Here is a 23,520-nt window from a genome sequence, read left to right on the forward strand (position 1 = left end):
TTCCTTATGTCCGTTGCCAGTGTGAGACGGGCCGCCCGCGAGAGCGTGGCGGGCCTGCCCCGGGAGTTCTGGTGGCTCTGGACGAGCACGCTGGTCAACAGGCTCGGGGCCTTCGTCGCCACATTCATGACCTTGTACCTGACCCTGGAGCGGGGCTATTCGGCCTCCTTCGTGGGACTTGTGGTGGCCCTGCACGGGCTCGGCGGTGTGGTGTCCTCGCTCGTCGCCGGGGTGCTCACGGACCGGCTGGGGCGGCGGCCCACGCTGATGGCGGCGCAGGCGTCGACCGCGTTCTCGGTGGCGCTGCTCGGATTCATGGAGCAGCCGGCGGCGATCGCCGCGGTGGCGCTGCTGGTCGGCATGACCTCCAACGCCTCGCGGCCGGCGGTGCAGGCGATGATGGCCGACATCGTCCGGCCGGAGGACCGGGTACGGGCCTTCGCGCTGAACTACTGGGCCATCAACCTGGGCTTCGCCGTCAGCGCGACCGTGGCGGGCTTCGTCGCGGAGTACAGCTACCTGGCCGGGTTCCTCGGCGAGGCGGCCCTGACGCTGGTCTGCGCGGTGCTCGTCTACCTCAAGCTGCCGGAGTCCCAGCCGCAGAAGACGGCGGCGGAGAAGGCGGCCGCCGGGCCGGAGATCGGCCTGGGGACGGTGCTGCGGGACGGGCGGTTCATGGGTGTGGTCGGGCTGTCGTTCCTGATCTCGCTGATCTTCATGCAGGGCTCGTTCGGGCTGCCGCTCGCGATGGGCGCGGCCGGGTTCTCCACCGCCGACTACGGGCTGGTCGCCGCCGTGAACGGCGTGCTGATCGTGCTGCTGCAGATCCCGGTCACCCGCTTCATCGAGCACCGCGATCCGCAGAAGCTGCTGGTCATCTCGGCGCTGCTGGCCGGGTACGGCTTCGGGCTGACGGCCTTCGGCGGCTCGGTGTGGAGCCTGGCGCTGACCGTCTGCGTGTGGACGCTGGCCGAGATCATCAACTCGCCGATCCAGATGGGCCTGGTCGCGCGGCTCTCCCCGACGCACGGGCGCGGCCGCTACCAGGGCATGTACACGATGTCGTGGGCGGTGGCCTCGCTGATCGCGCCGCTGATGGCGGGCTTCGCGATCGAGCACTTCGGCGCGGGGTGGCTGTGGGGCTCGACTGCGGTCCTGGGCACGGTGGCGGCGCTGGGCTACTGGCTGCTCATGCGGGGGCTCCCCCAGGGGGAGCCGGGAGCGGGGACGGCCGGCCCCACCGAGCCCGTCGTCACGGCGGAGCCGGGCCCGGCGACCGCCGTCGTCCCCGGCGCCGCGGGGGTCTGAGGCGGGGAGGCGGCCCGGACCACCGTGCCGCGTCAGCCCGACGGCTGCGTCAGGTTCTTGAAGGCGTCCAGGTTGCGCGTGGACTCGCCCCGCGAGACCCGCCACTCGTACTCCCGCCGGATCGCGCTCGCGAAACCCAGCTCCAGCAGGGTGTTGAAGGCCCCGTCGGCCGCCTCCAGGACCGTGCCGAGCAGCCGGTCCAGATCGTCGGGGGTGATCACCGACAGGGGGAGGCGGGCCGTCAGGTAGACGTCGCCGAGCGCGTCGACCGCGTAGGCCATGCCGTAGAGCTTGAGGTTGCGCTCCAGGAGCCACCGGTGGACGCCGGCCTCGTTCTCGTCCGGGTGGCGGATCACGAAGGCGTTGACCGACAGGGAGTGCTTTCCGGCCTTGAGCGAGCAGGTGGTGCTCAGCTTGCGGGTGCCGGGGAGCTGGACCACGTACGAGCCCGGCTCGGGGCTCTCCCAGCTCAGTTCCGCGCCGGTCAGCGTCGCTTCGATGATCGCGGCGGTGTCGGTGCCGTCGGTGCCGTCGGTGGGGTCAGCGTCAGCCATGGTGGGAGCGTACGTGACGGCGGTGATCGTGCATCGCCCCCGTGTACACGTCGGCCGTGCCGCTCGCGGCGGTGTCCCAGCCGAAGAACTGCGCGTGCCGTGCGGCCGCCGCGCCCATCCGGTCCGCGAGGCCCGGCTCGTCCACGAAGCGCCGTAGCTCCCGGGCGTAGTCGACCGGATCGTGTCCGGGTACGAGGATCCCCGTGACCCCGTCGTTGACGGCGACCGGCAGCCCGCCGACGGCCGCGGCCAGCACCGGTGTGCCGGTGGCCTGCGCCTCTATGGCGACCAGCCCGAAGGACTCGCTGTACGAGGGCATGACCAGCACGGACGCCGCCCGGAACCAGTCCGCGAGCGCGTCCTGCGCCACCGGCGGATGGAAGTGCACGAGGTCCGCGATGCCGAGCTTCGCGGCCAGCTTCTGCAGCCCCTCCGGCTTCGCGAGGCCGCTGCCGCTCGGCCCGCCGACGACGGGCACGAACAGCCGGGTGCGCAGCGCCGGCTCCCGGTCCACCAGTTCGGCGACGGCCCGCAGCAGGATGTCGGGGGCCTTGAGCGGCTGGATGCGGCCCGCGAAGAGCGGGATGACGGCGTCCTGCGGCAGCCCGAGGCGGGCACGGGCGGCGGCGCGGCCGTCGGCGACGGTGAAGCGGTCGAGGTTGACGCCGGGGTGGACGACGGCGACCTTGCCGGGGTCGGCGGCGTAGTGGCGGACGAGCTCGTCCGCTTCCTCGGCGGTGTTCGCGATGAGCCGGTCGGCGGCCTCCACGATCTGCGTCTCGCCGATGACGCGGGCGGCGGGCTCGGGGGTGTCGCCCTCGGCGAGCGCCGCGTTCTTCACCTTGGCCATGGTGTGCATGGCGTGCACGAGCGGGACGCCCCAGCGCTCGGCGGCGAGCCAGCCGACGTGGCCGGAGAGCCAGTAGTGGGAGTGGACCAGGTCGTAGTAGCCGGGGCGGTGGCCGGCCCAGGCCTGCATGACGCCGTGGGTGAAGGCGCACAGCTGGGCCGGCAGCTCCTCCTTGGCGAGGCCCTCGTACGGGCCCGCGTCCACGTGCCGTACGAGGACTCCGGGCGCGAGCTCGACCACGGGCGGCAGGCCGCCGGTGGTGGCCCGGGTGAAGATCTCGACCTCGATGTTGATCGCGGCGAGGCGCCGGGCCAGCTCGACGATGTAGACGTTCATCCCGCCGGCGTCGCCGGTGCCGGGCTGGTGCAGCGGTGAGGTGTGCACGCTGAGCATCGCGACGCGGCGCGGCTTGCGGTGGCCGCCGACGGCGGCGGGCAGGCGCAGGCGGGGCGGCTCGTGCCGGGCGGCGGACCGGGCCGCGGCGAACCGGCCGCCGATGCTGCCGCCGATGCGGGACACGTACTGGCTCAAGGGAGCAGTTCCTCTCGCTCGGACGGCATGACGCGGAGAGCGCTGTCGGCGCTCTCTTCTAGGAGTGCAACCCGGGCAGCCGTCTCCCGCATTCCGGGACGGACGGATTTCCTGCCGCCGCGCCGGATTTTTATCGGGCGGGAACCCTCCGCTTACTCTCTGCACATGGCCTCCCGCTCCACCCCTCCCCCTCGTCGCCCCGTCGGCACGGTGACCCGCGGGACGACGAACCCGAACCGCCTGCGCCGCATGGACCGCTGGATCGCGGCGACGCACGGAGCGGCGCTGCGGCGCGCGGACGACCCGGTCGCGGTGGACCTCGGCTACGGGGCCGCGCCCTGGACCGCGGTGGAGCTGCTGGCCCGGCTGCGGGAGGCGGCCCCGCGGGTGCGGGTGGTCGGCATCGAGATCGAACCGGCCCGGGTCGCGGGCGCGAAGCCGTACGAGCGGGAGGGCCTGAGCTTCAGGCACGGCGGCTTCGAGGTACCGCTGGAGGGCGGGGTCCGGCCGGCGCTGATCCGGGCGGCGAACGTGCTGCGCCAGTACGACGAGGAGCAGGTCGAGGCGGTGTGGGAGCGGCTCCGTGCCCGGCTGGCTCCCGACGGGCTGCTGGTGGAGGGGACCTGTGACGAGATCGGGCGGCGGCACGTGTGGGTCGCGCTGGGACCCGAAGGGCCGCGCACGGTGACCTTCGCGACCCGGCTGGGCTCCCTGGAGCGCCCCTCCGACCTGGCGGAACGGCTGCCGAAGGCACTGATCCACCGCAACGTGCCGGGCGAGCCGGTGCACGCGTTCCTGCGCGACTTCGACCGGGCGTGGGCGGCGGCGGCTCCGTACGCCTCCTACGGGGCGCGGCAGCGCTGGATCCGGACGGCGCGGGCGCTGGCCGGGGACTGGCCGCTGGCGGACGGGCCGGTGCGGTGGCGTCAGGGGGAACTGACGGTGCGGTGGGAAGCGTTGAGGCCTTCGGGGTGAGACGGTGGCCACCGGGACAGTGAGGCCGCCGGGGCCAGTGGGGCCACCGGGGGCGATCGGGACGCATCGGATGGATATCCACAAGGGTGTTGGAATTCACCGACTCGTGGCACCATCCCGAAGGCAATCACAAGTTACTGACGGTTAGTCAATCCGGTGTCTGGGGGGACCATGAGGAAACGACGACGGGGTTCGATCGCCCTCACACTGCTCTGCGCGATGGCGCTGCTGTCCGCGCCCGGCGCACTGGCCGGTACCGCGTTCGCTGCGCCGGAGCCCCAGCAGGGCAAGTCCCTGGAGCAGGTCCGCAAGGAAATAGAGGGTCTGTACCGCGAGGCCGGCGCCGCCACGGACGCCTTCAACCTCGCGGAGAGCGAGACCAAGACGCAGTCCGACAAGATCGTGGAGATCGCCAACCTGGTCCTCGCGGGCCAGGACCGCATCACCACCCTGAAGGGCCGCGCGGGCGCGGCCGCCCGCGCCCAGTACCGCTCGGGCGGGCTCCCGCCCGGCGCGCAGCTGGCCCTGAGCAACAACCCGTCGCAGTTCCTCGACGGCAACGCCCGGCTGCGCCAGGGCGAGAAGGCCACCTCGGACCTGCTCTCCGAACTGAACCGCACCCAGAGCGACTTGCAGCAGTACGCGAGGGACGCGAGCGCGCACTGGGAGACCCTGGAGGCCAACCGGGTCAAGCAGGAAACCGCGAAGAAGCAGGTCGAGGACAAGATCAAGGCTGCGGAGGACCTCGAGAGCAAGCTGGAGGCCGAGGAGAAGGCCCGGCTGCTGGAGCTGGAGGCGGAAGCGCAGCGCAAGGCGCAGACCGACTGGCTGTCCACGGGCGCGATGACCGGCTCCTCGGGCGCGGCGGCCACCGACGCGGGCAAGCGGGCCGTGCAGTTCGCGGCCGCCCAGATAGGGAAGCCGTACGTGTGGGGCGCGGAGGGACCCGGTTCGTTCGACTGCTCCGGGCTGACCTCGCAGGCCTGGCTCGCGGCGGGCAAGAGGATCCCGCGCACCTCGCAGGAGCAGCTCCGGCTACGACACGTCGCGGTCAAGGACATGCGGCCGGGCGACCTGATCATCTACTTCGACGACGCGAGCCACGTCGGGATGTACGTCGGGGACGGCGCGATGGTGCACGCCCCCCGCCCCGGCCGCAACGTCACCATGGCGGGCGCGGGCTCCATGCCGATCAAGGCCGTGGTCCGGCCGGACGCGTAGCGACCGCCCGCTCACCGACGGGCAGCGCCGCCGGGACGGCCCGCCCGCGGGGACGGACCGCCCCCGACGGGGTGACGTCTCGGTGGGCGGGACGTCGTACCCCCGCGCCGTGACGTTGGTCATTCGTCGACGCGGACTTTCCCCCCCGATAACGGCATATGCCGGAGCCCCGAGCCGGACCCGCCATTCCGCTTCTCTCGTCCCGCCGCTAGGGTCGCCGGACGAGCGAACCCCCGAGGGGGCGGGAAGGAACCGGAGACGATGCCCGTACCCGTACCGCGGCAGAGGGACATCCCGGGCACCGAGAGCGGACCGGGCGGCACGTCATCGCTCACCTTGCTGGTGATCGAGGACGACCCCGCCGGCGGCCTCACCGTCCCCGAGATCCTCGACGCCGACGGCCACCGCATCCGGCTGCGCAGCGCGCGCAACCTCACGGAGGCGGCCCGACTGCTCACCCCCGACGTGAACTGCGTCCTGCTCGACCTCGCGCTCCCGCACGGCGCGGGCGCGGGCGTCGGCGACGCCGCGGATCCGTTCCGAGCCCTGCGCCAGGTGCTCCGCATCGCCCCGCGGCACGCCGTCCTCGTCCTCACCTCCGAGGAGGACGCGGAGCGCGCCGCGGAGGCCGTACGCGTGGGGGCCCAGGACTTCCTCTTCCGCGACGAGCTCGACGGGCGGCTGCTCAGCCGCGCCATCCGCTACGCCGTGGAGAGAAAACGTGCGGACATCGCCCAGTACAAGCTCGCAGAATCGAAACTCCGGGCCCAGGAGAACGCCCGCCTGGAGCGCGGGCTGCTCCCGCACCCGCTCCTGGAGGGTTCCGACCTCCGCTTCGCCGCCCGCTACCGCCCCGGACGCAGCCGCGCGCTCCTCGGCGGGGACTTCTACGACACCGTCCGCACCCCCGACGGCACCGTCCACGCGATGATCGGCGACGTCTGCGGCCACGGCCCGGACGAGGCCGCCCTCGGCGTCGAGCTGCGCATCGCCTGGCGGGCGCTGACCCTGGCCGGCCTGTGCGGCGACGACCTGCTCGCCACCCTTCAGGAGGTCCTCGAAGTCGAGCGCCCCTGCGAGGAGATCTTCGCGACGCTCTGCACGGTGGACATCGCCCCCGACGGCCGGCGCGCGGGCCTGTGCCTGGCGGGCCATCCGGCGCCGCTGATCTCCCGGCCGGGCCGCCCCGCGCGACTGCTCCCGTACGAGAACAGCGGCCCGGCGCTCGGCCTGCTGCCCCGGGCCCGCTGGCCTCGCCGCCAGGTGGAGCTGGGCGGCACGTGGAGCCTGATGCTCTACACCGACGGCCTGATCGAGGGCAAGATCGGCCAGGGCAAGGAGCGGCTGGGGCAGGACGGCATGGTCGAGATGATCAACCGCCACCTGGCCGACGGGCTGAGCGGCGAAGGCCTGCTCGAAGCCTCCGTGACCGAAGCCCGCCGCCTCAACGGCGGGGAGCTGACGGACGACGTCGCCGTCGTCCTCCTCTCCCGCGCCGAGGGCTGACGGGCTGACGGGCTGACGGGCTGGGCGACCGGACCGAACAGGCCGCCTACGGCCTGCGGCCGCCTACCTGCCTACCGTCCGCCGTTGTAGGGCCCGTACGGCCCGTCGCTGCTGCTGCCGCCCCGCCGGCCGCCGCCGCCCGAGACCTGCTTGATGGCGGGGCGCACGTCGACGAAGAACACGATGCTGGCGACCAGCCCTGCGATCTCCAGGAAGAGCATCCCGAGGAAGAAGTCCACGAGCACGGTGATGCCGAGGATGACCAGCCAGAAGGTCTTGGTCTGCTTGCCGGCCGCCCGGTACGCGTCTTCGCGCGCCGTCAGCGCCAGCACGAAGGCCGCCACGGCAAGCCCGAGCATGGCGAACCCGAGCAACGGAAGCACTCCGTTATCGAACCCGTTCATCAACATCGCCTGACCGCCTTCTCGCGCCTCGCTCGCCGGATGCCACCTGCCTCCACGCTACCGGCAGAGCCCCTTTCCCAAACCACAACGGACCGGACGCCCATCGGGTGCCCGGTCCGTCGCGCAGTTCTCAGCTCTCGTCGGCCGTCTCGGCGGCGGCCTTCTTGGCTGCGGCCTTGCGGGCCGGAGCCTTCTTCGGCGCGGGCTCGGCGGCGGGCTCCGCCACCGGCTCGGCGGCCTCCGGCTCCACGACCACGGCGATGTCGACGATCTCCTCGGAGACCTCGCCGCGCCAGGCACGTACGGCCTGCTCACCGTGCTCGGCGACCTTGTCGTAGGCCTCCTTGGCCTTGACCGCGTACTCGGCGGCCACGCCGACCCCGCGCAGCGCCAGGTCCTGGGCGGTCTCCCCGAGCTTCTTCGCGTCGATCGCCCCGAACACCTCGGCGACCGTGGCGGTGACCGCCACCTGCGCCTCCTTGGCCTTCTCCTTGGCCTTCTCCTGCACGGCCTTCGGGTCGGTGTTCTTCACGGCCTCGATGCGCGCGGGGGCCTCGGCGCGCAGCTGCTCGATCAGCCCGGGCACCTTCTTGGCCTGCTGCACGGCGAGGTCGGCGGTGCCGGCGGCGAAGTAGAGGGGGGTCGGGTCGGTGAGGGTCTTCTTCAGGTCATCGGCGATGGCCATGTGGTGGTCCTCCCGGATCACGGTCTCAGTTCGTGCTCAGTGCGTACTCGGTGCGTACTCAGTTCGTATGGCGCGTCTCGGCATCGCCACTGCCACCGTCGGCAGCGACGTCCGCTCCCGCCTCGGCCTTCGCCTCGGCCTCTGCGGCGTTCTCCTTGCGGAAGGACGCGTAGATCTGGAGCAGCACCTGCTTCTGCTGCTCGCTGATGGACGGATCGGCGAGGATCACGGCCTTCGTCTCCACGGCGTCCCGGTCCCGCTCGTCCAGGATTCCGGCCTGCACGTACAGCGTCTCGGCGGAGATCCGCAGCGCCTTGGCGAGCTGCTGCAGGATGTCCGCGCTCGGCTTGCGCAGCCCGCGTTCGATCTGACTGAGGTACGGATTCGACACCCCCGCCGCATCGGCCAGCTGCCGCAGCGAAAGCTGCGCCTGCCGCCGCTGCTCGCGCAGGTACTCGCCGAGGTTCCCGACGTTGAGCGATGCCATGCCCCGATCCTGCCGCACCTTGCTAACTATTGCAAGCAGCTGCTTGCAATAACTCCCACCCCCCCTGCGCCGGCGACCCGCGCCGCCTACGGCGCCGTCGCGATGATCACCGTCGCGTAGTACTCCTCGGAGGTCACCGCGCGCACCGACAGGCCCGCCGCCGTCAGGGCCGAGGCCGTGACCGGGGACTGGCGGGCGCTCGTTTCGATCAGCAGGCTGCCGCCCGGCGCGAGCCAGGGCGGGGCGCCCGCGGCCACCCGGCGGTGGACGTCCAGGCCGTCAGCGCCGCCGTCCAGGGAGACGGGCGGCTCGTGGTCGCGGGCCTCCGGCGGCAACAGGCCGATCTCCCCGGTCGGGACGTACGGGGCGTTGACCACCAGCACGTCCACCCGGCCCCGGAGGGCTGCGGGCAGGGGCGTGTAGAGGTCGCCCTCCCAGACCCGGCCGCCGTACGGGGCCAGGTTGCGCCGGGCGTAGGCGAGTGCGGCCGGGTCGATGTCCGCCGCATGCAGTTCGGCCCCCGGCACCTGCGCGGCCACGGCCGCGCCCAGCGCGCCCACCCCGCAGCACAGGTCCACGACCACCGCACCGGGCCGGGCCGCCGCCACCGCCTCCCGCGCGAGGAACTCGCTGCGCCGGCGCGGCACGAAGGCCCCCTCGCCGACCGCCATGCGCAGCCCGCAGAACTCCGCCCAGCCGACGACGTGTTCCAGCGGTTCGCCCGCCACCCGCCGGGCCAGCAGCCCCTCCAGGTGCCCCGCGTCCTCGGCGGCGGCCGTCAGCAGCTCCGCCTCCTCCTCCGCGAAGACGCAGCCGGCCGCGCGCAGGGTTTCCACCAGTGTTGCCAACTACCTCAGTCCTCGTTCTTTCCAGTTCAGGAGCAAACCCAACAGGCAGCCACAGCCAGGGCTCAGAAGATGTCCGGGCACCACGGCCGGCGCGCCGTGCGGAACACCACGTCCGCGAGCGCGAGCGCTCCGGGGCGCACTTCCGTGATCGCGCCGAGCGCCGCCAGCCGCACCGCCGACTCGTCGCCCAGGTAGAGCGCCCCCAGTGTGCCCACGTCCAGGCGCAGATCGGCCGGCTCCTCCGTGCGTACGCAGTCCCCCGCACCCGCGTCCAGCCGGTAGCGCCCGCCCGCCGGCCCGGACGGGTCGGCGACCTCCAGGACGAGGACCCCGGGCACGGCGTACGTCCGCGCGCGCAGGGCCCGTACGACGTCCAGCAGCCGCACCCACAACATGTCCGCCGAGGTCACCAGCCGGGCGGCGCGCGCGTCGGGCAGGAGCCCGGTGACGAGGTCGTCGGGGGCGCGGTAGCCGGTGCGGACCTTCACCACCCAGTCGATGGAGCAGAGGAAGTGCCACAGCGCCCGCTCCGCCTCCGGGGTGACGGCGATGAGCTGCTTGACCCGCAGGGTGTTGTGGGGGACCTTCGCGTCGGTCCAGTTGTCGTCCACGGTGTACCGCACCAGACCGGCCACCTCTCCCCCGGCCGTCCGGTACACGGCGTGGAACCCGGGCTCGTACGGGTGGTGCGACATCTCCTCCTCACCCGTGTTCAACCGCCACCAGCGGGCGTTGCGGCTCACCACGCCGGGCGTGGCCGCGCGCAGCCGCTCGTGCAGCGCCGGGCCCACCTTCCGCACCTCGTCCACGTCCACCAGCTCGATCCGCCCGCCCGCCTCGGGCGCCGACCAGCGCCCGTCGAGCCCGGTGCGCGGTACGTCGATCTCCCATTCCGCGGTGGAGGTGGCGGGCCCGTACCCGTAGCGCCCGTAGATCGGGTACTCGGCGGCGATCAGCGTCGACAGCACGTCACCGCGGGCGTGGGCGGCGGCCAGCTCGGCGGCCATCATCCGGGTCAACAGGCCCTGCCTGCGGTGCGTGGGCAGCACGGACACGTGCGAGATCGCGCTCGACGGGACGAACTCCCGGCCGGGCACGGTCAGTTCTTGAGGGAAGGAGCGGAAGGTCGCCACGCACCGGCCGGTGTCCGCGTCGAACGCGCCCTGCGTCCGGGCGAAGTCGAAGTTCTCGGCCAGCAGGGCGACGTCCGCGGGCGTGCCGTGCGTCGCGTTCAGGAAACCGGTGTGCACGGTGCGCAGCCAGTCGGGAAGCTCGGTTACGGCGATCGGCCGGACGTCAGCGCTCATAGCGACCCACGCTAATCGGCCCGGCCCGCCCCCGTCGCCCGTATTTTCCGCGGACCCCGCGCCTGCTCAGGCCAGCAGGTCGTCCACCTGGGCCTCGCCCTCCCGGTAGCGCCGGGTGATCTCCGCGCTGCAGTCGTCGGCCGTGCGCTGGAGCTGCTGGCGGCGCCGCGAGACCTGCTGCTCGTAGCGCACCAACCGGCCCATGCCCTCGTGGAGTTCCTCGTCGGTGCGGGCACCCAGGTCCGACAGTTCCACGTCGGAGAGCATCTCGGCCGCCAGCAGCCGGTACTCCTCCCCGTGCGGGGTGCCGAGCGTGACGTGCCGGGCGGAGGCGCTGCGGCTGGAGGGGGCGTCCGCGAGGATCTCCGAGAGGCGGTCCACCACCGGCGCCTCGGGGTCCGTACGCCGGGCGAGCTCGGCGCGCAGGATGTCGATGCGGCCCTGGAGCAGCCGGCGCACGTAGCTCAGGTCGGCCTCGTCGCGCTGCGCGTCGCGGCGCAGCCCGCGCAGCTCCGGCAGGCCGAGCGCGGTGGTCGCAGTCGGCGGGGCGTCCGCGGCCCCGGTCCGCTGCGCGGGCGGCCGCGGCGCCGAGGTCTCGGCGGACGCCGCGGACGCCATGGGTGCGATGGGCGCTGCGGAGCCCACGGTTGCGATGGGCGCAGAAGCAGGTGCGGAGGTACCAGAAGTATTCATGCGTTCGTGTCCGTCCCCTCGACCGGTGCTGGGGGCACCGCCTGCGTGCATCGTGCCACTCCCCGTGGTACCGACGCAGTCCCACTCCACCCGATCGGCCCCGGACGGGTGCACGCCTGGTACACAGGTGGTATGCGAGCAGTGGTGCAGAGGGTGGACGGCGCGAGCGTCGTGGTGGCCGGCGAGACCGTCGGGGAGATCGTCGGGGAGGGGCTGTGCGTTCTGGTGGGGGTGACCCACGACGACACCCCGGAGAAGGCGGAGCTGCTGGCGCGCAAGCTCTGGTCGGTGCGGATCCTGGAGGCCGAGAAGTCCTGCAGTGACGTGAACGCGCCGCTGCTGGTGATCTCCCAGTTCACCCTCTACGGAGACGCCCGCAAGGGCCGCCGCCCCACGTGGAACGCGGCCGCCGGCGGGGCCTTCGCCGAGCCGCTCGTGGACGCGGTCGTGGCGCAGCTGCGGGCGCTGGGCGCGACGGTGGAGACGGGCCGGTTCGGCGCGGACATGAGGGTCTCGCTGACCAACCACGGCCCGTTCACCATCGTCATCGACATCTAGCGCGCGGCGGTCACGGCGCCACGACGACCTCCTGGGCGGCGGCCGTCTTGCCCACCAGCAGCGGGGCGTCCACCGGGACGTTCCGCTTGACCAGCGCGAGGGCGATCGGGCCCAGCTCGTGGTGGCGGACCGAGGTGGTCACGAAGCCCAGTTGACGGCCCTCCTCCCCGTCCGCGGCCAGCCGTACGGGCGCGCCGTGCGCGGGGAGCAGCACCTCGGAGCCGTCCAGGTGCAGGAAGACCAGCCGGCGCGGCGGCTTCCCCAGGTTGTGGACGCGGGCCACCGTCTCCTGGCCGCGGTAGCAGCCCTTCTGCAGGTGCACGGCGGTGCCGATCCAGCCGAGCTCGTGCGGGATGGTGCGGTGGTCGGTCTCCAGACCGAGCCGCGGCCGGTGCGCCTCGACGCGCAGGGCCTCGTACGCGAGGAGCCCGGCGGCCGGGCCGTGGGAGGCGGCGAAGGCCTCCAGCCCGTCGCGCGGCAGGAACACGTCGCGGCCGTACGGGGTTTCCCGTACGACGAGTTCCTTGGGGACCTCGGCGATGGAGCCGGCCGGCAGGTGCACGACGGCGAACTCGGCGGTCCGGTCGGCGACTTCCACGCGGTAGAAGAAGATCATCGACTCCAGGTAGGCGATGAGCGCCTCCTGGGTGCCGGGCTCGACGTGCATCCACATCGTCTCGCCGTCATCGACGAGGTAGAGCGCGTGCTCGATGTGGCCGTTCGCGGAGAGGATCAGCGCCTCGGTGGCCTCGCCGGCCGGGAGGGCGGTGACGTGCTGAGTGATCAGCAGGTGCAGCCAGCTCAGCCGGTCCGAGCCGGTGACGGTGACGACCCCGCGGTGGGAGAGGTCGACGAAGCCGCGGCCGTCGGCGAGGGTGCGCTGTTCTCCGTACAGCTCTCCGTAGTGGGCGGCGACGCCCTCGTCGCGGCCTTCGGCCTGCACGGCGCCGGGGAGATGGAGCAAGGGGCTGCTGGTCATGGCTCCAGCCTACGACCCTGCCCCGGGCAGTCCTAGTGCTGCTTGGCGGCGCAGGTCTTGCAGCGGCCGAAGATCGCGAAGTGCTTCATGTCGGTCTCGAAGCCGAAGGTGTCGCGGAGCTTGGACCTGAACTCGGCGGCGATGTCCACATCCGCCTCGATGACCTCGGTGCAGTCGCGGCAGACCAGGTGGAGGTGGTGGTGCCGGTCGGCGAGGTGGTACGTGGGGGCCCCGTGCCCGAGGTGGGCGTGCGAGACCAGCTTCAGCTCCTCCAGGAGCTCCAGCGTGCGGTAGACCGTGGAGATGTTGACCCCGGAGGCCGTCTTGCGCACCTCGACGAGGATCTCGTCCGGGGTGGCGTGCTCCAGGGCGTCCACGGCTTCCAGCACGAGCTGGCGCTGCGGGGTCAGACGGTATCCGCGCCGGCGCAGGTCGCTCTTCCAGTCGCCGCCGTCGGCGGCGGCGAGGTTCTCGGTGCTGTCGGTGGTCACCACCCGGCCAGTGTAGGCCTCGGGCCCGCACCAGGGGAGCGGGGAGGCCGTGCGGGAAGCGGGAACGGTGCCGTGCGGGACGGCGCCGCGCGTGCGGGAGCCCCCGGCGGCCGGGGCGGCCGGGGGCTCCTGCGCACGCTTGCCACGGGTCGCGCGGTCGCGCGGTCCCAGTGGTCGCGCGGTCCCAGTGGTCGCGCGGTCCCAGTGGTCCCGCGGTCCGCCGGCGGCCTAGCGGAAGAAGGCGATGCCGTCGTCCGGCATGTCCGGAAGGTTGCGCGCCATCTCCGCGACCTCCTCGGGCGTGACGACCTTCTTCAGCTGGGCCGACATGTAGGGGCGCAGCTCCACCTCGGGGGTGGCTTTCTCGCCGACCCACATCAGGTCGCTCTTCACGTAGCCGTAGAGCCGCTTGCCACCGCTGTACGGGCCGGAGGCCGCGGTGCGGGCGACCGCGTCGGTGACCACGTCGATCTGCGGCTTCTTGTCGGCGAGCTCGCCGTACCAGACCTCGACGACGCCCTGGTCACGGACCATGACGATCTCGACCTTGCGGTCCTTGTCGATGCGCCAGTAGCCCGACTCGGACTCCAGCGGCCGCACCTTGCTGCCCTCGGCGTCGAGCACCCAGGTGTGGGAGGTGTACTCCAGGAAGTCCCGGCCGTCGTGGCTGAAGACGACTTCCTGGCCGAAGTTGCACTTCTCCTCACCGGGGAAGTCGAAGACGCCTGCGCCCTCCCAGTTGCCGAGGAGGAAGGCGAGGGGGACGAGACCCGGGTTCAGGTCGGACGGGATCTGGATCATGAATGGCTGCTCAGCTCAGGCGATCTGTGGGAGGGGTTCCGGTATCCGGGGCGGTCGACGGCAGATCCGAGGGGATCAGCGCTGGCCCTGGTACAGCTTCTTCACGGCCAGTCCGGAGAAGGCGAGGACGCCGACGCAGACCAGGACCAGCAGGGAGGTGAAGACTGCCTCAAGCACGGGGTGCTCCTCGGAGTGTTAAGGGTGGCGTTACGGGGCCGGTCCCCAAGCCTACTGGCCTGGGGACCGGGGCACGGTGTGAGGTGGCCCGTACGAGGGGCTCCGGCGCTAGCGGAGCAGCTGGTACTGGAGGACCACGGTCTGGTGGAAGGGCACGGTCGCGACCTCGCCCTTGCGGGACTGGAGGATCACGGCGACCACGTCACCGGAGGGGACGCAGCCGACCTTGGCCTGCGCGTCACCGAACGGGGCCGGCTCTGCGTAGAGCGACACGCCCGCGAGGTCGGGCCGGGACTGCCGGTTCCTGGCCTCGGCCCAGGACAGGTCCGGGGCCACGCGGGTCGCGTTCAGATGCATGTCGGCACTGCACTCCTGGAAGGTGTCCGCGAAGCCGGAGGAGTGGTACCGCAGCAGGTAGATGCGTGTGAGGGTACCGTCCGGGGTGGTCCAGCCCCGGCCCACGATCTGCCGCAGGCCGTCGTTGGCGAACTGCGCCTTCATCTTCGCGTGCGCGGAGGCGTCGTACTCCGTCAGGAAGGAGTCCGGGGTCACCACCTCGTCCTTCTCCAGCTTCAACGTGGAGTCGGGGGTGGAACCGGCGGGCGGCGGCAGGAGCAACTGGGTGAGGCCGGCGTAGTGGATGCCGTCCTCGTTGTCCTTGGCGAACGGCAGCGCCGCACCCGCCGGCAGCGTCGGCTTGGCCAGGGCCGGGTAGGCCCAGCGGCCGTCGGCCTTGGTGGACAGGCCCGGGATGTCGGTGCGCGCGGGCTGGGCGACCTGGTACGCGACGCCCGTGCCGACGGCGCCGAAGACGAGTACGGCGGCGGTCCAGCGCAGCGCGGCGAACAGCTTGCGGCGGTCCTTGGGCGCGGCGGGGACCTCCGGGGCGGCGGGGGCGGGCTCGGGGGCGGCGGCCGGGACCTCCGGCGCCGCCGAGACCTCCGCGGCCGCCGCGGGACTCGCTGCAGCGGCCTCGTCCCCGGGGGCCACCGTGACGGCTCCGGTGGTGTTCTGCTCGGTCACGCGGACTCCCCGGGGGTCTTCAGGTGGCTCATCTGGTTCTTGAAGAACGCGACGGCGTCGGAGGTGGAGAAGGGCTTGGCCCCGTAGGCGCGGAAGGTGACGACCACATCGCCCTCGACGGCCGTGCAGTCGATCGAGTCGATCGTCTCCTTGCCCTCCTCCCCCATCGCCATCAGCGAGCACTTGGCGTCAGGGAATCCGTCCACCTTCGGCGCCTCGCGCTTGTCGCCGGTGAGTTCGAGGATCTTCTTGACGATCTCGGCGTGGTTGCCCACCGCCTTCGGGTCGGCCTGCATGATGCGGACCTCCGCGACCCACTCGCCCTTCCCCTTGGTGTAGCTGCGCCCTGCCAAGCCCTTGAGCTTCAGCCCGGCCAGCATCTCGTCGCGCTTCTTGCGTTCGGTGGTGGACAGGCCGTCGCGGGACTCCTTGAAGCCGTCGACCGCCTTCTCCCCGGAGACGTAGAAGTCCTTGCCGTGCGCCCCCAGGTCGGGGCCGAGGGTGAAGCCGGCAGAGATCGGCAGCAGCTTGCCGGTGAGCTCGTTCGCCGGGACGGTACCGGGCTCGACGGTCTTCCCCATGCGCTCGCCCGTGGGCACCCAGTAGGCGGTGGGGGCTTCCCGGTCCGCGTCCGCGATCGCGGAGGACGCGGCGACGCCACCGCCCACCAGCACGGCGACGGTGAGGCCGCCCGCGACCAGGGCGACTGCCTTGCGGTTGATCCGGCGCGCTGGTTTCGCGGGCGGCTCGGGAAGCACCTCGGCTGCGGCCACGGCCTCGGCTGGGGACTCGGGCGTCGGACCGCCGCCCGCGGGGGCCTCGGAAACGGCAGCCGGGGTCACTTCGTTCTGCGTCGGCTCGGTCACAGTCGCTCCAGCTGTCGCTTGGCAAGCTCCATGACATCGCCTGCGGCGACCTTGCCCCGGTTGTTCATGTAGTGGATCTCGAGGACGACGTCGCCGCGTCGGGCGTACGCCCGCGCGGTGCGCATCGGCAGGTAGCCCGGCTTCTCGTAGGCCTTCGAGTACACCCAGACGTGCCCGAGTTCCGAGGGAAGTCCGTCGATGGGCATGCCGTCGTTGCCGGCGTACTCCTTCGTGGACGTGTACGCGGACTGGTCTGTCTGGTAATCCTCCGCGGCACTGCGGTCGTTGAACTGCAGCAGCCTCACATCGACGAACGTCGTGTCGTCCTGCGACCACCGCACCGAGGCGGCCCGGCGGAGCCCGGTCGCGGCGAAGTTGCTCAGGGCGCGGTCGGGGTGCTCGAAGTCCAGAGCGAGGAAATCGGTGGAGACGTAGCCCGACCCGCCGTTCTTCGCCCCGCCCGGCGCCTCGATCAGCAGCTTCGCGAGGTCGTGGTCCGTCTTGTGCCAGCGGTTGACGTTGATCGTCTTGTTCGTGGTGGCGTCATCGGGCGCGAGTGCCTTCGGCGCCACCAGGTCCGCCTGCGCCAGCGGCGCCAGCGGGGTCGGTTCGCGGTCGTACTGGATCGCGTAGCCGGTGATCGTGCCCGCCAGGACTCCGAGGACGGCGGCGCCCGTGATCAGGAGGACCGTACGGCCGCCGCGACGGCGAGGGGTGGCCGAAGGTGCGTTCGCAACCGCCACCGGCGCCACGTCCGGAGTGCCCGATTCCGGGCCACTCTCCCCCTCTTTCCGCTGGTCAGAGATGGTCTGTTCGTGTTCCAAAAGAAGTCCCCCCACAGGACTGGAGTCGCGGATCGATTGCCCGCGTACACACAAGACACCCTGCCGGAGGGAGATGTGGCCGTCATACTTATTACAGTTTTATATCGACGGGTTTCAATCCTCGTTACGCCGCTTTCCATCCAGTTCGTCCCACCACTCGTCGGACTTCGGGTCACCCGAGGGGTCGTCCCACCAGCGGTCGTCCGGGCCGCGCCGGTTCGCGACCACCGCGGCGACCGGCGGAATGACCATGGCGACCACGCACATCGCCACGGCTGCCTCGACGGACCACAGGCGCACGAAGGACCAGGCGGAGACGAAGAGGAACAGACATCCGCCCATGAGCAGGAAGTAGGCGCGCCGGCGCCGGGCGGCGGACATGCCTCCAGGGTAGAACCGCCCCCCGCTCCCGGCGAGGCCCGGACGGACACGAAGGCCGATCCGATGGCGTCCAACCGTTCCTAGCCGGCAGACACGAGTGGGTCTTGAACCCACTCGTGCTGACTGGGCGCATCCCGAACGGTTTTGGATGCACTGGGTCCCCGCGTTCTCGTCCCGCTCGGCGGCACATCTCTGGGGACGTGTTCCGTGGCGGGTGGGCGGTTTCCGTCACGCCTGCGGGCGCCTGGTCCGGCCTGGGCGGTCCGATGCCCCACACGATCACTCTGGTCGTGTGGGGGCGGTGCCGTCCGTCGCCGGATCGGGTGTCCGAGGGCGCGTCGCCCGATCGCGATGCCGGCGGCATCGTGACGGGACATTCTGCGGCGTGGGGTGACCAGCGGCTTTTGCCAGTGCTGGCGTCCCCACTGGGAGGTGTACGCGGGATCGACTGCGACGATGGCCAGCCCGTGTTCGGCGGCCATCGATACGAGTCGGGCTTTGAGCTTGCCGGTCGGGATGCCGGAGATCAGCTGCCGGAACCGTTTCTTGCGGCCGTGCTTCTCGCGGGTCTTCTCGGTCGTGAAGTCGAGGTCTTCGATCGCGATGGCCTTGACCCCGACACTCTTCGCCCAGTGCAGCAGCCTGGTGAGGGCATGGCGGATCTGCGCATCGCGGTGATCAGCGTTGCCGGACAGGTCGTAGCGGAAGCGGTGTGGCTCGCCAATGGGGTTGCCGTGCGGGTCGAGCCGGTAGGCGGCGAAGTGGTCGGCGTTGGTATCGACACCGATCATGCCGTTCGCGCGGGCGGTGGCGAGTGGGATCGTCTGGATGACGGGGCGTTGCCAGGCTGCGGTCAGGTACCAGCGGCCTCGTGCGACGTCCAGGTGGATGCGGTAGGCCACCGCCCGGTTCGCTTCGATGCGCTCAGCCCATTCCTCGCCCCGGTGCGCGAATGCGATCCGGCAGGCCAGGACGTACCGGCCGTACTTGGCGTTGGCCAGGTGCGCGAGCGGGGCCGGGAGCTTGATGCTGACCTCACCGTCGGGGGTGACGCGGATCGTCTCGTTCCCGAACCGCTTACCGGACTCGCCATCAGCAGCTAGAAACCAGCGTTCGGCTTCCCAGCGGGCACGCCACTGCTCCGCACTGAGCTGGGCTTCGGCCAGGTGGTGGCGGGTGTTCGCCAGCCGCTTCCCACCCCGCACCACCCGGACCCGGCCCGCCCGCCAATCGGCCACAGCAGCCGCATGCCGCTCTTCCAGAGCCGCGAGACGCCGGGACTTTCGAAACCATTCGCTCCTGGAGCGGTAGCCTCCCGCAGCCCGCTTGGTTCCCTTCTCCCCAATCGGGAGGGCGAGGCGGTGTCGCAGCGTCCGAATGCCGGCGTCCAGGTCCTGGATGTGCGCGGCCTGGCAGCGGCGGGCGAGCGCCCACTGATCGTGGCTGGCCTTGGTGATCGCCCCGGCGATCCGCGACGACGACTCTTTTGTCAGCCCCCGCTTACGGGCCGCCCACGTCTCGACGGAATGGTCCGGGCCATCCGCACAACGCCGCTTGAGGTCACGCGCCGCGAGCCTTCCCTGATGCTCGCCGACCAGCTGGAGAACGCTCTCGCCCTCGGCACTCAGACCCTTGAGACGGCCCCGTATCGCCACACCAGAGGGGCCGGTGGCCACGAACGAGGGAGCGATGGCACGCAGCTGCCTGACCGAATCAGCCATGGCATGCCATCGAGCGCACCTTCGCCCACCCCGCGAGATTCATACAACCGACCGTAATCGGAATCACCCGAGTAGCGGTATCACTCACAAGAGCGACCCAAAGGACCACACCCCGAAATAGTGGCGGCGTCCAACCCCCGGGGGTGCGGCCCTTCGGCCGGTTATGCAGTCGTACGGTCACACAAGTGCGGTGCTCAGACCGCGATCGCGACGTCCGTCACGCCGCCGGACTCGACGACGACCACGGCGCGGTCCGCCTGGGCGCCGGGCACGAGTGCGCGCAGCGTCCAGGAGCCCTCGGCCGCGTAGAAGCGGAACTGGCCGGTGGCCGAGGTCGGGACCTCGGCGGTGAACTCGCCGGTCGAGTCCAGCAGACGGACGTAGCCGCTGATGGGCTCGCCGTCCTTGGTGACCTGGCCCTGGATGGCCGTCTCACCGGGCTTCAGCGTCGAGAGGTCGGGCCCGCCGATCTGTGCTCCACACATGTTCTCTGTCCTGTCCTAGAGAGGTATGACTACGGGCGTCGCATGCCCGGAATGCTGGGTGCCTGGAAGGCCGGGTACCCGGAACGCCGGGCACCTGGAACGCCGGGTACCTGGAACGCCGGGTACCTGGAACTACTTGTTGGCGCCGAGCTCGATCGGCACGCCGACCAGCGAGCCGTACTCGGTCCACGAGCCGTCGTAGTTCTTGACGTTCTCCTGGCCCAGGAGCTCGTGCAGCACGAACCAGGTGAGCGCGGAGCGCTCACCGATGCGGCAGTAGGCGATGGTGTCCTTCGCCAGGTCGACCTGCTCGGCCTGGTAGAGGGCGGTGAGCTCCTCGTCGGACTTGAAGGTGCCGTCGTCGTTGGCGTTCTTCGACCACGGGATGTTGCGGGCGCTCGGGATGTGACCCGGACGCTGCGACTGCTCCTGCGGGAGGTGCGCCGGCGCGAGCAGCTTGCCCGAGAACTCGTCGGGCGAGCGGACGTCGACCAGGTTCTTCGTGCCGATCGCGGCGACCGCGTCGTCACGGAAGGCGCGGATCGAGGTGTCCTGGGCCTTGGCCTTGTACTCGGTGGCCGGGCGGCTGGGGACCTCGGTGCCGTCGACCAGGTCGCGGGAGTCGAGCTCCCACTTCTTGCGGCCGCCGTCGAGCAGGCGGACGTCCTGGTGGCCGTAGAGCTTGAAGTACCAGTAGGCGTAGGACGCGAACCAGTTGTTGTTGCCGCCGTAGAGGACGACGGTGTCGTCGTTGGAGATGCCCTTGGCGGAGAGGAGCTTCTCGAAGCCCTCCTGGTCCACGAAGTCGCGGCGGACCGGGTCCTGGAGGTCGCTCTTCCAGTCGATCCGGACGGCGTTGGTGATGTGGTTCTTGTCGTACGCGGACGTGTCCTCGTCGACCTCGACGATGACGACGTTCGCGTCGTTCAGGTGGGCCTCGACCCAGTCGGCGTCTACGAGGACGTCGCTGCGGCTCATGGTGTTCTCCTCCGGGGCAGTGTGCGGCGGGGTGGTGCTGGTGGTGCGGGGTGCGTGCGTCCGGGTGTTCCCCCAGCTACCGCTGAGAGGTACCCCCTGCGGATCCTGTTGCGGGGAGGCTTCAGGAGGGCGGGAGGCAGAGGTGGTCACACGGGAAAGCGGAAGGCCGTCGTCCGGCTATGGAGCGGGATGCGCTCACACGTCACATGGATCGACAGAGCATGGCGGCGACGCGACACAGGTCTACTGCCCGTCGCTTCGTGAGGTCCGCCTGCTGATGCTTCATAGCCATGGATCGTAGGGACGAATCGGCCGCCCTGTCACCGCCGTGTCATATTCCGAGACAGGATCGTCCGAATAGTGGGATCGGGCCCCTCGTGGATCTCCGGGCGCGGGTCGCCCGGAGCCCCGTGGGGCCCTCCCATCTGCGGATCGGACCTACTCGTCTCACTATCCGGCCAGAGCCAGATTCTTACCGCCCAGGGTGAGCACCACACCGGCCTCGTCCGAAGTCAGCGCCGTCAGCCGGACCCCCGACGGCAGGCCTTCGTCGATCCGGCGGTCGAAGTCGGTCTTCCTGCGGACCACGGACTCGATCCCGGGGAGACCCTCACCCGGCACCTCGTCGGCGCGGATCCGGACGGCTCTCGAGCCCTTCCCGTCGCCGGAGTCGACGAGGGAGACCGTCGACACCACGCTGCGACTGAGGGTCCTGCCGAGGAACTCCACGCTCGCGGTGACCTTGAGCTTGCCCGGCGCCCCGCCGTAGGCGACCGTCACCCCGGGCTGGGCGGCCGCGGTCAGGTCGGCGTACGTGACGAGGGCCGAGCCCTTGGCGGACCGGGCGGTGCCGCCGTTGTAGTCGCCGTTCAGCTCCACCCCGCGGAAGGCGACCCGCAGCCGGGAGAGGTGCGTCGTACGGCCGTCCGAGGTCGCCACGTCGACGCCGGCCACCTTCAGGTCGACCTGGTCGAGGTCCCGGGAGAGCAGCTGGGTCAGGAACGGGAACCCGTGGACGTCGGCCTCCACTCCGGACAGGCCCTGCCGGGCCTGGATCTCATCCTCCAGCCGGTCCTCGGCATAGCCGGCGGCCCAGCGGTCCAGCCCGACGAACAGGCCACCGAGGACCAGTCCGATGATCACAACGACACGCAGGACGCGCACGTGCCCACCCCCCAGACGATTGGTACGTCGGGCCAGTGGACCATGTCCGGCCGTGAGGGCGCTGTGAGTTGACGTGAGGCGGGGTGAGGCGGGGTGAGGCGGGGGTGGCCGGTGCGCGCCGGTGTGCGCCGGTGTGACAACGCCCGCCCCGGGCAAGCGGGGCGGGCGCTCAGGAGGGGAGGCGCGGGCCTCAGCCCACCACCCTGCCGATCAGGTAGACCGCCGGGGCCGCCACGGCCAGCGGCAGCGCGACACCGGCCGTCATGTGGACGAACTTCGACGGGTAGTCGTACGCCGCCACGCGCAGCCCGATCAGCGCGCACACCCCGGCCGCCAGGCCGATCAGCGCACCGCCCGCTCCGACGGACGTCAGCCCGCCCACGGCGATGCCCGCACCGGCCGCGGCGGCCAGCGAGACGCCGACCGAGGGCGCGGTGGGCAGCGGGAGCGCCCGGGCGAAGACGGCCACCGCCACGGCTGCGGCGCCCACGCTCACGGCGGCGGAGCCGGCCGCGAGGTAGCCCGCGCAGACAATGGCCAGCGCGGCCGAGGCCACCGAGGCCATCAGCCCGTACATCCGCTCGTCCGGCTCCGCGTGGCTGCGCAGCTGGAGCACCAGCGTCAGCAGCACCCAGGCACCGAGGGTGCCGATGATCGCGCCGGGGCCGTACGGCTCGTCCACCGCGAGCACCGCCACGTCGGCGACGACCGCCCCGGCGAAGGCCAGGGCGATGCCCTGACGGGCCGGCCACATGCCGTTGAGCCGGAACCAGCCCGCCGCGGTGAGGCCCTGGAGGGCGATCAGGGGCGCGAGCAGCGCGAACTCGCTCAGCGCGGCGGCCGCCGCGATGACCAGCCCGAGGGCGGCCGTCAGTATGGCCGCCTGCGGACCGGGATCGATGATCGGAGAGCGGCCTTCGGCGCGGGCCTGGGCCGGGTCCACGGCGCGCAGCGTGTTGCCGGCGAGGGTGGGCGGCGACCAGGCGGGCTCCTCCTCGGCCGCAGCGTCGGCCACCCCGCCGGCCACAGCGTCGGCCGCCGCCGGGTGCGCGGCGGGAGCCCCGTCCGGAGCCTGGACCGCCTGCTGCGGGAGGTACGGGGCCGACTCCGCGACCCACTCCTGGCCGAGGGCGGGAGCCTGGGCCTGGGCATGCGCCTGCGCCGCCTGCGCCTCCGCCTGGAACGGGTCGGACGGGCCGGGGTACGCCGGCGCGTAGGCGGTCTCCCCCCACTGCTGCGGGGGCTCGCCCTGCGCGGCCTGCGGGGCCTGCTGCACCGGCGCCGCCTGCTGTACCGGCTGCACCGGCGCCTCGTCGCGGAACCAGTGGTCCGGGGCCGAGGTCTGCGGGTAGGCCGGAGCCGCGTAGGGGTCCGCGTAGGGGTCCGCGTACGGGTCCGGGTAGGGCTCCGCGTACGCCTGTTGCTGCCCCCACTCCTGACCGGGGACGGGCGCCTGAGGCTGCGCCTGCCCCTGCCCCGGGGCCTGCGGCTCCTCGCGGAACCAGCCCTCGGGGGCGACCGGGTACTGCGCCGGTACGCCGTCCAGCGGGGCCTGCACCGGCTGGTACGAGGTGTCCCACGTAGGGGACTGCCAGGTCTGGGTCCCGTACGGATCCGGCTGCTGCTGCTGCTGTTGTTGCTGCTGCTGCTGCTGCTGCTCTAGAAACTGCTGCTGCTGTTCCTCAGGCGTGCTCATGGGGCTC

The 23,520-nt window shown here is 71.7% G+C and carries 26 protein-coding genes; 5 read left to right on the top strand and 21 right to left on the bottom strand.

The genetic code is table 11. The annotated features are described in order from the left end of the window. The first annotated feature begins 6 nt into the window (after window positions 1-6). Window positions 7-1,308, top strand: coding sequence for an MDR family MFS transporter (locus tag AC3IYI_RS19165; RefSeq protein WP_489411326.1), 1,302 nt, complete (start codon window positions 7-9; stop codon window positions 1,306-1,308). Between the two features lie 32 nt (window positions 1,309-1,340). Here the strand turns inward: AC3IYI_RS19165 and AC3IYI_RS19170 are convergent, their stop codons facing one another. Then, window positions 1,341-1,862, bottom strand: coding sequence for a type III secretion system chaperone family protein (locus tag AC3IYI_RS19170; protein WP_489411327.1), 522 nt, complete (start codon window positions 1,860-1,862; stop codon window positions 1,341-1,343). Next, complete coding sequence (gene mshA, locus AC3IYI_RS19175) at window positions 1,855-3,243, bottom strand: D-inositol-3-phosphate glycosyltransferase (protein WP_489411328.1); 1,389 nt, start codon at window positions 3,241-3,243, stop codon at window positions 1,855-1,857. The genes AC3IYI_RS19170 and mshA overlap by 8 nt, the downstream gene beginning before the upstream one ends. A gap of 165 nt (window positions 3,244-3,408) precedes the next feature. Between mshA and AC3IYI_RS19180 the strand changes: the two genes are divergently transcribed. From AC3IYI_RS19180 to AC3IYI_RS19190, 3 genes are all read left to right on the top strand, one after another. After that, the gene (locus tag AC3IYI_RS19180) at window positions 3,409-4,218 is read left to right on the top strand and encodes a class I SAM-dependent methyltransferase (RefSeq protein ID WP_489411329.1); all 810 of its coding nucleotides are present in this window, start codon (window positions 3,409-3,411) and stop codon (window positions 4,216-4,218) included. A 171-nt stretch (window positions 4,219-4,389) separates the two neighbouring features. Beyond that, window positions 4,390-5,439: a C40 family peptidase gene (locus AC3IYI_RS19185; RefSeq protein WP_489411330.1), complete on the top strand. Its 1,050-nt coding sequence runs from the start codon at window positions 4,390-4,392 to the stop codon at window positions 5,437-5,439. A 261-nt stretch (window positions 5,440-5,700) separates the two neighbouring features. After that, the gene (locus AC3IYI_RS19190; protein ID WP_489411331.1) at window positions 5,701-6,945 is read left to right on the top strand and encodes a PP2C family protein-serine/threonine phosphatase; all 1,245 of its coding nucleotides are present in this window, start codon (window positions 5,701-5,703) and stop codon (window positions 6,943-6,945) included. 71 nt (window positions 6,946-7,016) lie between these two features. Here AC3IYI_RS19190 and AC3IYI_RS19195 read toward each other — a convergent pair whose 3' ends face one another. From AC3IYI_RS19195 to AC3IYI_RS19220, 6 genes are all read right to left on the bottom strand, one after another. Beyond that, entirely contained in the window at window positions 7,017-7,355 is a 339-nt protein-coding gene (locus tag AC3IYI_RS19195; protein WP_489411332.1) for a DUF2516 family protein, read from the bottom strand. A gap of 124 nt (window positions 7,356-7,479) precedes the next feature. After that, complete coding sequence (locus AC3IYI_RS19200; protein ID WP_489411333.1) at window positions 7,480-8,034, bottom strand: hypothetical protein; 555 nt, start codon at window positions 8,032-8,034, stop codon at window positions 7,480-7,482. A 58-nt stretch (window positions 8,035-8,092) separates the two neighbouring features. Further along, entirely contained in the window at window positions 8,093-8,521 is a 429-nt protein-coding gene (locus AC3IYI_RS19205; protein WP_489411334.1) for a helix-turn-helix domain-containing protein, read from the bottom strand. Window positions 8,522-8,607: 86 nt separating this feature from the next. Then, a complete protein-coding gene (locus AC3IYI_RS19210; protein WP_489411335.1) occupies window positions 8,608-9,369 on the bottom strand; it encodes a putative protein N(5)-glutamine methyltransferase in 762 nt (253 codons plus the stop codon). 62 nt (window positions 9,370-9,431) lie between these two features. Then, window positions 9,432-10,676, bottom strand: a complete 1,245-nt coding sequence (locus AC3IYI_RS19215; protein ID WP_489411336.1) for a GNAT family N-acetyltransferase — start codon at window positions 10,674-10,676, stop codon at window positions 9,432-9,434. Window positions 10,677-10,742: 66 nt separating this feature from the next. Further along, entirely contained in the window at window positions 10,743-11,294 is a 552-nt protein-coding gene (locus AC3IYI_RS19220; RefSeq protein ID WP_489411337.1) for an RsiG family protein, read from the bottom strand. 207 nt (window positions 11,295-11,501) lie between these two features. Here AC3IYI_RS19220 and dtd point away from each other — a divergent pair, with 207 nt between their 5' ends. After that, a complete protein-coding gene (dtd, locus tag AC3IYI_RS19225) occupies window positions 11,502-11,927 on the top strand; it encodes a D-aminoacyl-tRNA deacylase (protein ID WP_243339461.1) in 426 nt (141 codons plus the stop codon). A 10-nt stretch (window positions 11,928-11,937) separates the two neighbouring features. Here dtd and ygfZ read toward each other — a convergent pair whose 3' ends face one another. The 13 genes from ygfZ to AC3IYI_RS19290 all read right to left on the bottom strand — a co-directional run bounded on the left by ygfZ (window position 11,938) and on the right by AC3IYI_RS19290 (window position 23,513). Beyond that, entirely contained in the window at window positions 11,938-12,906 is a 969-nt protein-coding gene (gene ygfZ, locus AC3IYI_RS19230) for a CAF17-like 4Fe-4S cluster assembly/insertion protein YgfZ (RefSeq protein WP_489411338.1), read from the bottom strand. Between the two features lie 32 nt (window positions 12,907-12,938). Next, entirely contained in the window at window positions 12,939-13,400 is a 462-nt protein-coding gene (locus AC3IYI_RS19235) for a Fur family transcriptional regulator (protein ID WP_489411339.1), read from the bottom strand. 225 nt (window positions 13,401-13,625) lie between these two features. Continuing rightward, window positions 13,626-14,198, bottom strand: coding sequence for a heme-binding beta-barrel domain-containing protein (locus AC3IYI_RS19240; protein ID WP_489411340.1), 573 nt, complete (start codon window positions 14,196-14,198; stop codon window positions 13,626-13,628). A gap of 285 nt (window positions 14,199-14,483) precedes the next feature. Continuing rightward, entirely contained in the window at window positions 14,484-15,398 is a 915-nt protein-coding gene (locus tag AC3IYI_RS19245) for a hypothetical protein (RefSeq protein ID WP_489411341.1), read from the bottom strand. Further along, window positions 15,395-16,264 carry a hypothetical protein gene (locus tag AC3IYI_RS19250; RefSeq protein ID WP_489411342.1) on the bottom strand — a complete coding sequence of 290 codons (870 nt, stop codon included), beginning with the start codon at window positions 16,262-16,264 and terminating at the stop codon, window positions 15,395-15,397. Before AC3IYI_RS19250 ends, AC3IYI_RS19245 begins: the two co-directional genes overlap by 4 nt. Then, window positions 16,261-17,007, bottom strand: a complete 747-nt coding sequence (locus AC3IYI_RS19255) for a hypothetical protein (protein ID WP_489411343.1) — start codon at window positions 17,005-17,007, stop codon at window positions 16,261-16,263. Before AC3IYI_RS19255 ends, AC3IYI_RS19250 begins: the two co-directional genes overlap by 4 nt. A 195-nt stretch (window positions 17,008-17,202) precedes the next feature. Beyond that, window positions 17,203-17,469 (bottom strand): DUF3099 domain-containing protein, encoded by a 267-nt coding sequence (locus AC3IYI_RS19260; RefSeq protein ID WP_489411344.1) that lies wholly within the window; start codon window positions 17,467-17,469, stop codon window positions 17,203-17,205. Between the two features lie 80 nt (window positions 17,470-17,549). After that, complete coding sequence (locus AC3IYI_RS19265) at window positions 17,550-19,190, bottom strand: nuclease/transposase family protein (RefSeq protein WP_489411345.1); 1,641 nt, start codon at window positions 19,188-19,190, stop codon at window positions 17,550-17,552. A 194-nt stretch (window positions 19,191-19,384) separates the two neighbouring features. Then, window positions 19,385-19,675, bottom strand: coding sequence for a DUF1416 domain-containing protein (locus AC3IYI_RS19270; RefSeq protein ID WP_489411346.1), 291 nt, complete (start codon window positions 19,673-19,675; stop codon window positions 19,385-19,387). Window positions 19,676-19,807: 132 nt separating this feature from the next. After that, window positions 19,808-20,653: a sulfurtransferase gene (locus AC3IYI_RS19275; protein WP_112449118.1), complete on the bottom strand. Its 846-nt coding sequence runs from the start codon at window positions 20,651-20,653 to the stop codon at window positions 19,808-19,810. Between the two features lie 202 nt (window positions 20,654-20,855). After that, complete coding sequence (locus AC3IYI_RS19280) at window positions 20,856-20,945, bottom strand: Ms5788A family Cys-rich leader peptide (protein WP_350875872.1); 90 nt, start codon at window positions 20,943-20,945, stop codon at window positions 20,856-20,858. 158 nt (window positions 20,946-21,103) lie between these two features. Next, window positions 21,104-21,817: an LmeA family phospholipid-binding protein gene (locus tag AC3IYI_RS19285; RefSeq protein WP_489411347.1), complete on the bottom strand. Its 714-nt coding sequence runs from the start codon at window positions 21,815-21,817 to the stop codon at window positions 21,104-21,106. A gap of 190 nt (window positions 21,818-22,007) precedes the next feature. Then, entirely contained in the window at window positions 22,008-23,513 is a 1,506-nt protein-coding gene (locus AC3IYI_RS19290) for a hypothetical protein (protein WP_489411348.1), read from the bottom strand. Between the last annotated feature and the right edge of the window lie 7 nt (window positions 23,514-23,520).

The organism is Streptomyces sp. GL_148 (genome assembly GCF_057834205.1).

Excerpts from the sequence above, each read along its gene's own strand:
- AC3IYI_RS19165 (WP_489411326.1), top strand. The coding sequence starts at position 7 with ATGTCCGTTGCCAGTGTGAGACGGGCCGCCCGCGAGAGCGTGGCGGGC.
- AC3IYI_RS19170 (WP_489411327.1), bottom strand. The coding sequence starts at position 1,862 with ATGGCTGACGCTGACCCCACCGACGGCACCGACGGCACCGACACCGCC.
- AC3IYI_RS19180 (WP_489411329.1), top strand. The coding sequence starts at position 3,409 with ATGGCCTCCCGCTCCACCCCTCCCCCTCGTCGCCCCGTCGGCACGGTG.
- AC3IYI_RS19185 (WP_489411330.1), top strand. The coding sequence starts at position 4,390 with ATGAGGAAACGACGACGGGGTTCGATCGCCCTCACACTGCTCTGCGCG.
- AC3IYI_RS19190 (WP_489411331.1), top strand. The coding sequence starts at position 5,701 with ATGCCCGTACCCGTACCGCGGCAGAGGGACATCCCGGGCACCGAGAGC.
- AC3IYI_RS19195 (WP_489411332.1), bottom strand. The coding sequence starts at position 7,355 with ATGTTGATGAACGGGTTCGATAACGGAGTGCTTCCGTTGCTCGGGTTC.
- AC3IYI_RS19200 (WP_489411333.1), bottom strand. The coding sequence starts at position 8,034 with ATGGCCATCGCCGATGACCTGAAGAAGACCCTCACCGACCCGACCCCC.
- AC3IYI_RS19205 (WP_489411334.1), bottom strand. The coding sequence starts at position 8,521 with ATGGCATCGCTCAACGTCGGGAACCTCGGCGAGTACCTGCGCGAGCAG.
- AC3IYI_RS19215 (WP_489411336.1), bottom strand. The coding sequence starts at position 10,676 with ATGAGCGCTGACGTCCGGCCGATCGCCGTAACCGAGCTTCCCGACTGG.
- AC3IYI_RS19220 (WP_489411337.1), bottom strand. The coding sequence starts at position 11,294 with ATGGCGTCCGCGGCGTCCGCCGAGACCTCGGCGCCGCGGCCGCCCGCG.
- dtd (WP_243339461.1), top strand. The coding sequence starts at position 11,502 with ATGCGAGCAGTGGTGCAGAGGGTGGACGGCGCGAGCGTCGTGGTGGCC.
- ygfZ (WP_489411338.1), bottom strand. The coding sequence starts at position 12,906 with ATGACCAGCAGCCCCTTGCTCCATCTCCCCGGCGCCGTGCAGGCCGAA.
- AC3IYI_RS19240 (WP_489411340.1), bottom strand. The coding sequence starts at position 14,198 with ATGATCCAGATCCCGTCCGACCTGAACCCGGGTCTCGTCCCCCTCGCC.
- AC3IYI_RS19260 (WP_489411344.1), bottom strand. The coding sequence starts at position 17,469 with ATGTCCGCCGCCCGGCGCCGGCGCGCCTACTTCCTGCTCATGGGCGGA.
- AC3IYI_RS19265 (WP_489411345.1), bottom strand. The coding sequence starts at position 19,190 with ATGGCTGATTCGGTCAGGCAGCTGCGTGCCATCGCTCCCTCGTTCGTG.
- AC3IYI_RS19270 (WP_489411346.1), bottom strand. The coding sequence starts at position 19,675 with ATGTGTGGAGCACAGATCGGCGGGCCCGACCTCTCGACGCTGAAGCCC.
- AC3IYI_RS19275 (WP_112449118.1), bottom strand. The coding sequence starts at position 20,653 with ATGAGCCGCAGCGACGTCCTCGTAGACGCCGACTGGGTCGAGGCCCAC.
- AC3IYI_RS19280 (WP_350875872.1), bottom strand. The coding sequence starts at position 20,945 with ATGGCTATGAAGCATCAGCAGGCGGACCTCACGAAGCGACGGGCAGTA.
- AC3IYI_RS19290 (WP_489411348.1), bottom strand. The coding sequence starts at position 23,513 with ATGAGCACGCCTGAGGAACAGCAGCAGCAGTTTCTAGAGCAGCAGCAG.